The sequence below is a fragment of the Rhodococcus sp. NPDC076796 genome (genome assembly GCF_040702765.1).
GTDB lineage: Bacteria > Actinomycetota > Actinomycetes > Mycobacteriales > Mycobacteriaceae > Rhodococcoides.
In genome coordinates, this window is sequence record NZ_JBFBMS010000005.1 from 284,772 (window position 1) to 296,200 (window position 11,429).

At 66.1% G+C, this 11,429-nt stretch carries 6 protein-coding genes and 1 pseudogene; 4 read left to right on the forward strand and 3 right to left on the reverse strand.

The window, feature by feature from the left end; translation table 11 throughout:
• Positions 1-9: 9 nt before the first annotated feature.
• Positions 10-1,323, reverse strand: a complete 1,314-nt coding sequence (locus AB0366_RS18410) for a D-arabinono-1,4-lactone oxidase (RefSeq protein ID WP_366245134.1) — start codon at positions 1,321-1,323, stop codon at positions 10-12.
• Positions 1,324-1,446: 123 nt separating this feature from the next.
• Here AB0366_RS18410 and AB0366_RS18415 point away from each other — a divergent pair, with 123 nt between their 5' ends.
• On the forward strand, positions 1,447-2,088 hold the full coding sequence (locus AB0366_RS18415) for a helix-turn-helix domain-containing protein (RefSeq protein WP_121873220.1): 642 nt from the start codon (positions 1,447-1,449) through the stop codon (positions 2,086-2,088).
• Positions 2,089-2,178: 90 nt separating this feature from the next.
• A complete protein-coding gene (locus tag AB0366_RS18420; RefSeq protein WP_366245135.1) occupies positions 2,179-3,393 on the forward strand; it encodes an alanine racemase in 1,215 nt (404 codons plus the stop codon).
• Here AB0366_RS18420 and AB0366_RS18425 read toward each other — a convergent pair.
• Complete coding sequence (locus AB0366_RS18425; protein WP_366245136.1) at positions 3,363-6,812, reverse strand: TM0106 family RecB-like putative nuclease; 3,450 nt, start codon at positions 6,810-6,812, stop codon at positions 3,363-3,365. The two genes, AB0366_RS18420 and AB0366_RS18425, sit on opposite strands and share 31 nt — an antisense overlap.
• Positions 6,813-6,891: 79 nt before the next feature.
• Here AB0366_RS18425 and AB0366_RS18430 point away from each other — a divergent pair, with 79 nt between their 5' ends.
• Positions 6,892-7,509: an alpha/beta fold hydrolase gene (locus tag AB0366_RS18430; protein WP_366245137.1), complete on the forward strand. Its 618-nt coding sequence runs from the start codon at positions 6,892-6,894 to the stop codon at positions 7,507-7,509.
• Between the two features lie 61 nt (positions 7,510-7,570).
• On the opposite strand, the gene AB0366_RS18435 is transcribed toward AB0366_RS18430, so the two are convergent.
• Positions 7,571-9,358 carry a long-chain fatty acid--CoA ligase gene (locus AB0366_RS18435; RefSeq protein ID WP_183130508.1) on the reverse strand — a complete coding sequence of 596 codons (1,788 nt, stop codon included), beginning with the start codon at positions 9,356-9,358 and terminating at the stop codon, positions 7,571-7,573.
• Positions 9,359-9,758: 400 nt separating this feature from the next.
• On the opposite strand from AB0366_RS18435, the pseudogene AB0366_RS18440 reads away from it, so the two are divergent.
• Positions 9,759-11,408, forward strand: a pseudogene (locus AB0366_RS18440) (DEAD/DEAH box helicase); the annotation flags it as partial.
• Between the last annotated feature and the right edge of the window lie 21 nt (positions 11,409-11,429).

Genomic DNA, 11,429 nt, shown 5'->3' on the forward strand with positions numbered 1-11,429 from the left:
AGTTTCCGCTCACCACAGCAGGCGCTCGAGGTACTCGCTGCCGAACAACTTTCCCGGGTCCATCGAATCGCGGATGCGCAGGAAGTCGTCGAAGTGTTCGTAGGTATCACGCAGCTCGTCACCGCCGAGGGAGTGCAGTTTGCCCCAGTGCGGTCGCCCGTCGACGCTGCGGCAGATGGCCTCGACGGCGTCGAAGTATTCGCGGTGATCGCGGCGATGGTACTGGTGCACGGCGATGTAGGCCGTCGGGCGTCCGTACGCGGTGGAGAGCCAGATGTCGTCGGCCGCGGCGAAGCGCACTTCGACAGGGAACGCGATGGATGTCGAAGACCGCTCGAGCCAGCTGTTCACCTCGCGCAGCACCCAGCCGATCTCGGTGACCGGCACCGCGTATTCCATCTCGACGAACCTGACGGTGCGTGAGGATGCGAACACCCGATACGAGCGGTCGGTGTGCTCGCGAGCCGACAACGCTCGGGCCGAGATCGCGTTGACCCTGGGAATCAGGGCCGGCATTCGCGTCACCATGCGGTTGAGACCCTCGAAGACCGTGTTGGACAACAGCTCGTCGTCGATGTACGAGCGCACCTTTCCCAGCGGCTTCAGCACCGCATCGCCGGGTAGCCGAGTGTTGCGTTTGGTCAGCACGCGGTCGGTGTGCGGAAACCAGTAGAACTCGAAGTGGTCGACGCCTGCGACGGTCGCATCGAGATCGGCCATGGTGGCCCGCAACGTCGACGGCTCCTCCACGGCCCGTAGGGCGAAGGCCGGAACGCACTCGAGCGTGACTCGGGTGATGACGCCGAGTGCGCCGAGATCGATGCGGGCGGCGTCGAACAGTTCTGTGTTCTCCGCGCGAGAGCACTGCACGAGTTCGCCGTCCGCGGCCATCAGCTCCAGCGCATGCACCTGGGTGGCGATGCCGCCGAAACGTCCTCCCGTTCCGTGAGTACCCGTGGAGATGGCTCCGGCGACGGACTGTTCGTCGATGTCGCCGAGGTTGGTCATGGCCAGGCCGAGATCCCACAACCACGCGGTCAGCTCGCGCAGCCGGGTGCCCGCGAGCACCGTCACCCGGGCAGAACCGTCGGCGCTGCGCACAACGGATTCGATGCCGCGCAGCGAATCCAGACCGATCTGGACGCCGTCGGTGACTGCGATCGGAGTGAAGGAATGGCCGGCCCCGACGCACCGCACCGTGCGCGATCGTGCGACGGCACCCGCCAGCACGGCGCGCAGCTCGTCCACCGACCTGGGCTCGGCGCGCTTCGCCGGAAAAGCATGCTGATTACCTGCCCAGTTCTGCCACGACCGCGCGCTCATCCGATCACTATTGCACTGCGCACACCTCGAGGTCGTTCCGCAGGCTCCACTCCCGGTACCTCAGGGTCGTTCCCCCTGGGGCAATCCGAGGCACAGAACTCGCCCGCGCCCTAGGATCGGGTCATGCAATCGAGGCTGCCCGCTGATGTGCGACGCGCACAACTGGTGCAGTCTGCGATCGATGTCGCCGAGCGGGTCGGCATCGAGTCCCTGACCGTGCGCGCTCTCTCGGAGCATGCGGAGGTCACCAAGGGCATCGTGCAGTACCACTTCGAGACCAAGCAGGATCTGGTGATCGCGATGGGCGAGCACCTCATCGTCGACGTCACCGAGATTCTGCACGCCGCGTTGGACAGTGCCGTGGGCACGCGCGAACTCCCGGGCGTCCGTGGTCTGCGAGAGCTGGTGCACGGCGGTCTGAGCGCGGTGTGGTTGCTGATCGAGAAGTCGCCGGATCGGCAGTTGCTCGCCTACGAGATCAAGACCTATCTGCTGCGTCATCGCGCACTCGGGTCCGCCACGGCCGCCGAGATCGCCAGTGGGCAGTATCGAATCCGAGACTCCGAGGCCCGGTTGTTCTTCGAGAAGTGTTCCGCTCACACCGGGACGCGCTGGCTCGAGCCGGTGGCGTCGATCGCGCGTTTCGGAATGGCCACCCTCGACGGGCTGGTGCTGCGGTGGTTGGTCGACGGCGACGATCTCGAGGTGCTGGCGCAGATCGACGACCTGTCGGGGCTGATCGCGGGCAAGGCCATGGACTGCTGAGGACCGGCGTGGCCGATGCTCGCTGGGACTTCTGGGCTGCGGAGTGTTTGACTGTGTAGGCCTGGCAACGACGACGAAGGAATACGCCGCATGAGTTCGATCGCCGGTGTCGCAACCACCGACACGACACCACTGTCCCGTATCGCCGCTGCCACCGAGGGGCTCGAATCGCCTTTGGCTGCAGTCGATTCCGCTGCCCTCTATGCCAATGCTGCGGCGCTGCGAGCACGGGCGGGCGGGGTGCCGATCAGGATCGCGAGCAAGTCGGTTCGGTGCCGGGCCGTGCTGGATCGGGTGCTCGCGGCCGACGGGGTGAACGGCGTCATGGCCTACTCCCTGCGTGAGGCGATCTGGTTGGCGCGCCACGGCGTGGAGGACATCCTGATGGGGTACCCGACGGTCGATCGCACCGCCCTCGCCCAGGTCGTCAACGATCGTGTTCTGTCGGGACGCATCACGCTGATGGTCGACGACGTCGCACAACTCGACATCGTGCGCGACGCCACCGACAGTGATCTTCTCAAGCCGCGTATCTGTATCGACGTCGATGCCTCGCTACGGATCGGGCCGGTGCACATCGGTGTCAGACGTTCGCCGTTGCGCGAACCCGAGCAGGTCGCCGCCTTCGCGCGGGCGGCGCAGGCGCGTGGGTTCCGGGTGGTCGGTCTGATGTTCTACGAGGCGCAGATTGCCGGTGTGCCCGATTCCAATCTTGCGGTGGAATGGATGAAGTCGCTGTCGTCCCGCGAGATCTCCACGCGCAGAACGGCAGTGGTCGAGGCCGTGACTGCGGCAGTGGGTCGGATCGAGATCGTCAACAGTGGCGGTACCGGGTCGATCGACTTCTCGGCGGCCGATCCGGTCGTCACCGAGGTGACCGCGGGTTCGGGCTTGTTCGCGCCGACGCTGTTCGATCGGTATCGCGCGTTCTCGGCCGAGCCTTCGCTGTTCTTCGCGCTGCCCGCGGTGCGCAAGCCGACGCCGCAGATCGCCACGTTGTTCGGTGGTGGCTACATCGCGTCGGGTCCGGCGTCGGCGTCGAGGTCCCCGCGGCCGGTCGCGTGGTCGAGAAAGGCCAGTGCAGTGGTGGCGTCCGGTCTGCGGTTGCTGCGCAACGAGGGTGCAGGCGAGGTGCAGACTCCGGTGAGCGGAGCAGAGGAGATCCGGATCGGTGATCGCGTCTGGTTCCGGCATGCCAAGGCGGGCGAGCTGTGCGAGCGATTCGACACCCTGCATCTGGTGCACGCCGACGGGTCCGTCGAGGCAGTCCCCACTTATCGTGGTGAGGGCATGGCGTTCGGCTGAATTCCGTTCTGGCACAGGCTCATGAAGGTGCCGAGAGTGACCAGTCCGGCCGGGGTCGACGGCAGGTACCGGGTCAGTGCCCGCGACCGGATCAGTATCGCGGCCCATTGGCCACGCGAGACGGCGACGTTGAGTCTGTTGCGGGACAACAGGAAGCCCATGCCCCGCGGAACGTCCTCGATCGCCGACGCGGCCATCGAGATCAACACCACCGGTGCCTGTCCTCCCTGGAACTTGTCCACGGTGCCCACCGCGACCTCGTCGAGTCCGGCGGCCGCGAGTCGCTCGGTGATGACGGCTACCTGCGCGTTGTAGGCCGCGACGACCAGGAAGTCGCCCTGGTGGATGGGCCGCGCACCCTCGAAGGACTGCGGGTCGCGCCATTGCCGACCGAGCAGATCCTGCACGCGGGCGACGATCTCGTCGGCTTCTTCCACCGAGTCGGTGGAATTGCCGTGGTGGTCGAGGTAGACGGTGTGCAGTCCCGGTGCAAGCGACTCCAGCGAACGGGCCTGTGTCACAGCACTGTTGGACTCGAGTTTGCCCTCGTAGGACAGCGCCGAGACCGGCGCGCACAGATCGGGATGCATCCGCCACGTCGTGGCCAGGAAGTACCCGCGGTCGGCGGGCAGCGTCGGGTGTCCATTCGTGATCCAACCCAGAGCCGACTCGTCCACGGGTTCGGGGTGGGTGCCCTGGCTGACCTGCGGCAGCTGCGCCGGGTCGCCGAGCAACAGCAGGTTACGTGCAGACACCGAGACGGCGATGGTGTTGGCCAACGAGAATTGCCCGGCCTCGTCGATGACCAGGAGATCGAGCGACTCGGGCGGGATGCGGCCGGGGTTGGAGAAGTCCCAGGCGGTACCGCCGATGACGCAGCCGCCCTCGGCCTCGGTGACGAAGCGGGAGTACTCCGCCGGGTCCACGACGGTATGGGCTGTCGGTGCCTTCTTGCCCACCCGGCCCGGGTCGACGCCTGCCGCCACGATGGTGTCCAGCAGATTGTTCACCACGTGATGCGACTGGCCCACCACGCCGACCCGCCAGTGATGGACATCGACCAACTCGGCGATCACCCGTGCGGCGGTGTACGTCTTCCCGGTCCCGGGCGGCCCCTGCACGGCAACGTAGGAGTGATCGAGATCGAGCAGCGCTGCCGTGACGGCCGTCGCGTAGTCACCGGCATGCACCTCGGGAAGGCCGGCGCCGGAACGGGTTCGGGGCGGCGAGAGCGTCAGCAGATCGGCGACGGCCGTGCGCGGAAGGTGCGGCAGGGCGGCGTTGACCTCGGCGGCGACGGCAACGATCGCCTGCTCCAGATACTTGGTCGCCGGGGGCGGTTCGGGTGCGGTGGCGATGGGGAAATCGGGGTACTCGTCCACTCCCTTGCGTAGGTTCTCCTGCACCACCACCATGTCGAGGGTGCCCTCGTAGCCCGCCTGCACGATCTCGACCGTGGTGGTCGCGCGATGGGTCGGCTGCTGCTTCGGCAGCCCCTCCGGGGCCGGGTCGTCGTAGAGCAGCTTGACCTTCGAGCTCGACAGAACGCCGCCCGTCAGGTGCCCCAGCAGCTTGAGTTGCCGTCGTAGAACCCGTTGCTTCGGTGCAGTTTTCATCCAGTCGTGCACCAGTTCGGCGCGCTCGACCTTCAGCACGTCGGCCGCGTCGGCCCACTCGTCCAGTGGGTGGGTCAGGCGATCGAAGTGCGCCCACCAGAACGGCTTTCGTTCGCGTCGGTGATATCCGATGGAACCGGCGAACAGTGCGACGGCCTGTTGCGTCGAGGTCCGCTCCCACGGCAGACCGGCGTAGTCGGCCAGTTCGAGCTCCAACGGACTCGCGGTGTCGACGGCACCGTCCTCTAGCTCGAGGTGCTGCGGCGCGCGCGGGTGCACACCGGCATCCGACGCGCGCCCCAGCAACCAATCCCGCAGTCGCAGTGTCGATTCGCAGTCGGTGCGGTTGTACTCGGCGATATCGGCGAGCAACGCAGCAGCCTCGGCGTCCTTGCCCTGATCTCGTAGATCGCACCAGTTCGCGTATTCGACGATCGACGCGGCCGCATCGGTGACGTCTCCGTCGCGGGCGGCGGGCATGTACAGGGGTTCGAGCTTCTTGATGCTGTAGGACCTGGCTCCGATGCGTACCGCAGATCGCACGATCGGATAGAGGTCCACCAGAACGTTCTCCCGCAGTAGGTCGTCGACCGCGTCCTCACCGACGCCGTAGCGTCCGGCGAGGCGCAGCAGCGCGGTCTTCTCGTACGGCGCGTAGTGGTAGACGTGCATGTTCGGGTGGGTGGCGCGACGGGTGGTCACGTAGTCGAGGAAGTCGATCAGGGCGCGGCGTTCCTGCGCGCGATCGTGCGCCCAGAACGGGAGGAAGTCGCCGTCGGCGGTGTAGACGCCGAACAGGTACTCGAGCCCCCATTCGGTGCTGCCCGCCTCGGCCCACAGCGGGTCGCCCTCGAAGTCGAAGAAGATGTCGCCCGGATCGGGCTCGGGGATCACACCGAGCGCATCGGCGTCGAAGATCTCGAACTCGGAGTCGCCGCTGTGTTCCTGGCGAACCTGCAGCGCGGCCTGGGCTCGCAGATTCGTCACCGTGCGAGTCGACATGCCGTCCACGCTCCCGGTCGACGCGGCGAGTTCGTCGACCGTCGATATACCGGCGTCGAGCAGTTTGTCCCGAGTACTTCCGCGCATGCCTGCGACGAGAACCAGGTCGCGGTGCTGTTCCACCTCGACCGTGCATGCCTCGCACTGCCCGCAGCCGGAGTAGCGCGAGTCGAACCAGTCGACGACGGTGCCCTCGGCGTGGTGCTCGTCGAGTATGTGTTGCAGGTGTTCCCTGGACTGCCGGTAGACCGGAAGGATCTCGGCGAGCGAGTGCGCGGAGTCGCTGCCGTCGCCGAGCATCAGGTGTACCTCATCGCTCGGAGTGATACCGCCGGACCGCAGCGCGTCCGCGTAGGCCGCCAACTGCAGTAGTGCCGGGACCTTCGCATGCCGCGACAGCTTCGTGTCGTACACGGCGTACCGAGCGCCCTCGGCCACCAGGAAGTCGCAGAAACCGAGAAATCGGCCGTCGAAGAAGGTGGCCTGATAGACCACGGGTGTGCGGGAGGTGAGGGCGGTGAACGTCCCCCAGGCCGCGTCGGCCAGTTCCTGTGCCGTTCGTCCCGGTCGGTCCATCGTCAGAACGCCGTCGGGGAATCGCTGTTGGAATGTCTCGAGCTGACGGCGTTCGTGCTCGAATCCGAGTGCCGAGGTGCGGTCGAGCATCGGATCGGGCGCGGCGGTTGCCCGCGGGATCAGACCGGTGAGGCCGTCGAGTCGGCGGAGCAGTCCGAATTCGCACGACGCTGCCGCGGCGAGGTCGCTGGCGCTGTAGATGACGCGATCGCCGATGAGGAACACGCGCCCACCCTAGTCACCACCGCGAGCGGTACCGGTCACGTTGCGCGCGGATGCCGTCGCGAGGAGGCAAAATGATCGAATGCCTTTTTTCGACGGAGCCACCGGTGCTGTCCATTACCGAAACTGGACTGTTCCCGATGCTCGTTTCGGTCTCGTATTTCTGCACGGTCTCGGCCAGAACAGCGGCCACTATCACCGTTTCGCTCGGGTCCTCAACGGGCGCGGAGTCGACGTGTGGGCGGTCGATCACGTGGGCCACGGCCTCACCGAGGGTGAGTTGACGGACGCCGCTCAGATCCCCGGACTCGCTCAGAACGCGCTGCAGCTGCTCGATATTGCCGAGGCCGAGCACCCGGAACTGTCGTTCGCCCTGATGGGCCATTCGTTGGGTGCGGCGACGGCCATCGCGGCCCTCGGTGCGCATCCGAAGGCGGTGCAGTGCGCCGTGCTGTGCGGAACGCCCAAGTCGGTGACCGGCTCGGTCACCGACCTCGCCGACAACGTGATTCCGCTTCTGGCCGTGCACGGCGTGGACGATCGTCTGGCTCCGATCGATGCGGTGCGCGAGTGGATCGGCGGCGTTCCCGACGCGTCCCTGCGTGAATTCGAGGACGGCGGCCACGACCTGCTACACGAGAAGATCCACCTGCAGGTGACGTCGGTAGTGGCGGAGTTCCTCGACGACCACATGTCCTGACACCGACAGAGAAAGGGCCCGGCGCGAGAATCGCGCCGGGCCCTTTCTCTGTGTGGTCGATCTACGAGTAGATGGCCTCGATGTCGCTGCCACGCTCGGTGTGAATGATGTTGCGCTTGAGCTTCATCGTCGGGGTGAGCTCACCGGTTTCGACGGTGAAGTCGTTCTCGAGGATCGTGTACTTCTTGATCTGTTCCGGGCTCGAGACCTTCTTGTTGGCCTCGGCGACGGCCTTGTCGATCTCGGCGACCATCTCGGCGTTCTTGGACAATTCGGAGAACGGAATGTCCGCGGCCAGGTTGTGCCGCTCGAGCCAGCCCGGCAGTGCTTCCGGGTCGAGGGTGATGAGCGCACCGATGAACGGCTTGGCGTCGCCGACGACGAGGCACTGGCTGATGATCGCGTTCGCGCGGAGGGCGTCCTCGAGCACTGCGGGGGCAACGTTCTTGCCGCCCGCGGTCACGATGATCTCCTTCTTGCGGCCGGTGATCGAGACGTAACCCTCTTGGTCGATCGCGCCGAGGTCGCCGGTGTGGAACCAGCCGTCGACGATGGCCTCGGCCGTGGCCTTCTCGTTGTGCCAATAGCCGCTGAACACGACCGGTCCCTTGAGCAGCAGTTCACCGTCTTCGGCAACCTTCACCGAATGGCCGTCGATCGGCTTGCCGACGGTGCCGACGCGCTGGTCCTTGGTGGTGTTGACGGTGATGGCCGCGCTGGTCTCGGTCAGTCCGTAGCCCTCGTAGACCGGGACGCCTGCACCTCGGAAGAAGTGGCCGAGGCGGGCACCGAGAGGTCCGCCGCCGGACACCGCGCGGGTGCAGTTGCCGCCGAGTGCTGCGCGCAGCTTGGAGTAGACGAGCTTGTCGAACACCGTGTGCTTGAGGTTCAGAACCAGCCCGGCTCCGCCCTTCTCCTGGGCCTCGCTCCACTCGATGGCCGTCGCGGCGGCCTTGTCGAAGATCGAACCCTTGCCGCCGTCGTGCGCCTTCTGCTTGGCGGAGTTGTAGACCTTCTCGAACACGCGCGGCACCGACAGGATGAAGTCCGGCTTGAACACGGCGAACTGATCCACCAGCGTCGTCACGTCCGAGGTGTGTCCGACGGTGACCTTGGACTCGAACGAGCCGAACGACACGGCGCGGGCGAACACGTGCGCCATCGGGAGGAACATCAGTGTGCGGTTGCCCTCCTTCATCGAGTCGTGCAGCGCGATCTGGGTGGCCTGAACCTCGGCGTAGAAGTTGGCGTGCGTGAGCTGAACACCCTTGGGGCGGCCGGTGGTGCCCGAGGTGTAGATCAGGGTCGCCGGCGATGCCGCGCTGACCTGATGGCGTCGGGCATGCAGATCCTCGTCGCTGACCCCGGCACCGCGGGTGGTCAGTTCTTCGATGGCTCCGGCGTCGATCTGCAGAACCTCACGCAGATCCTTGGCACCTTCGGTGACCTCCTTGAGGTTCGAGGAGTGCGCTGCGGTCTCGACGACGAGCAGCTTGGTGGCGGAGTCCTCGAGAATCCACTGCGCCTGGTCGGCGGAGGAGGTCTCGTAGATCGCTACGGTGCATCCGCCCGCGGACCAGATGGCGTAGTCGAGGACGACCCACTCGTAGCGCGTCGCGCTGAGGATGGCGACGCGGTCGCCGAGTTCGATACCGGAGGCGATCAGTCCCTTGGCTGCTGCCGCGACCTCTGTCGCGAACCGAGCTGCGGTGATGTCGGTCCAGTTACCGTTCTCCAAACGTTGGAACGGTACGAAGTTGGGCGATTCCTTCTCGTACCTGTAGACGGTGTCGGCCATGGATGCGTCGTCAGGAATGGTGAACGACGCCGGCACAGAATATTCGCGCACTGCTGGACCCCTTACGGAAAAATAGCGTGGTAGTTGTGCATTTCATCACATTCGAGGCCGTGGCGCACCATCCGGGGTGTCCGGTTTGTCGACTTTGCCGCGAGTCCGAGGTGGTTGAGTGTGACTCGGGGTACAACTTAACCGCCTGCGGCCGGGTTCGGGTGTCGGGTCGCCGGTGTGATGCCGCTCGCACCGCACGCGGTCTCGACCGTTTTCGTCACCTGATCAGCGTAGAAGGGTTCGCAGGGCCCGAGCAGGTACTAAACTCTGTCGACATATGAGCACTTCAGAAACTGAACAGGATGCCGCCGTGACGTCCGACGAGACGAATTCGCCCCCTCAGGAGTCCGCCTCCGCTCCGGTCCGCGCGAGCGAGTCGTCCTCGGCGACGGGTGACGACATCACTTTCGCCGATCTGGGGATCGACGAGCGGGTCCTGAAGGCCCTGCGTGACGTGGGCTACGAGAGCCCGTCGCCCATTCAGGCGGCCACCATTCCGCCGCTGATGGCAGGCAACGACGTCGTCGGACTCGCGCAGACCGGAACCGGCAAGACCGCCGCGTTCGCGGTGCCGATCCTGTCGCGTCTCGACGTCTCGCGTCGGGTACCGCAGGCACTGGTGCTGGCCCCGACCCGCGAGCTCGCGCTCCAGGTCGCCGAGGCGTTCGGCAAGTACGCCACCCACATTCCCGGTCTACACATCCTGCCGATCTACGGCGGTCAGGCATACGGCATCCAGCTCTCCGGGCTGCGCAAGGGCGCGCAGATCATCGTCGGTACCCCCGGTCGCGTCATCGACCACCTCGAGAAGGGCACCCTCGACCTGTCCGGGCTCGAGTACCTCGTGCTCGACGAGGCCGACGAGATGCTCAAGATGGGCTTCCAGGAGGACGTCGAGCGCATCCTCTCCGATACCCCGGAGTACAAGCAGGTGGCGTTGTTCTCGGCCACGATGCCTGCCGCGATCCGCAAGATCTCCAAGCAGTACCTGCACGACCCGGTGGAGATCACCGTCAAGACCAAGACGTCGACGGCACCGAACATCACCCAGCGGTACGTCCAGGTGGCCCATCAGCGCAAGCTCGAGGCACTGACTCGAATCTTCGAGGTCGAAGAGTTCGAGGCCATGATCATGTTCGTGCGCACCAAGCAGGCCACCGAGGAACTCGCCGAAAAGCTACGCGCACGGGGCTTCTCGGCAGCTGCGATCAACGGCGACATCGTGCAGGCGCAGCGTGAGCGCACCATCGGTCAGCTCAAGAACGGTCAGATCGACATCCTGGTCGCCACCGACGTCGCGGCCCGCGGTCTCGACGTCGACCGCATCTCGCACGTCATCAACTACGACATCCCACACGACACCGAGTCCTACGTGCACCGCATCGGTCGCACCGGTCGCGCGGGCCGCGCCGGTCAGGCTCTGCTGTTCGTCGCACCGCGCGAGCGGCACCTGCTCAAGGCCATCGAGCGTGCGACGCGTCAGCCGATCACCGAGATGCAGCTCCCGAGCGTCGACGACGTGAACGCGCAGCGCGTGACGAAGTTCAAGGACTCCATCACCGAGAGCCTGGGCAACGAGAACCTGGCGCTGTTCCGTCGTCTCATCGAGGACTACGAGCGCGAGCACGACGTGCCCCTGGTCGACATCGCGGCGGCGCTGGCCATTCAGTCCCGCGACGGCGAAGCGTTCTTGCTCAAGCCCGAACCGCCTGCCCCGCCGCGCGCACCCCGTGAGCCTCGCGAACCGCGTCCGCCGCGGACGTTCGACGAGGATGCGGCCAGCTCGCACCACCGCAAGACGGGCCAGGAGATGGCGACGTACCGCATCAGCGTCGGCAAGCGGCATCACGTCGCCCCGGGAGCGATCGTCGGTGCCATCGCCAACGAGGGCGGTCTGCGTCGAAGCGACTTCGGGCACATCAGCATTCGCCCCGACCACTCGTTGGTGGAGTTGCCTGCCGACCTCGCCGACGAGACGGTCGAAGCGTTGCGACGCACCCGCATCAGCGGCGTGTTGATTCAACTGCAACCCGATTCCGGTCCGCCCGGACGCAGCGGCGGCGGAAAGTAC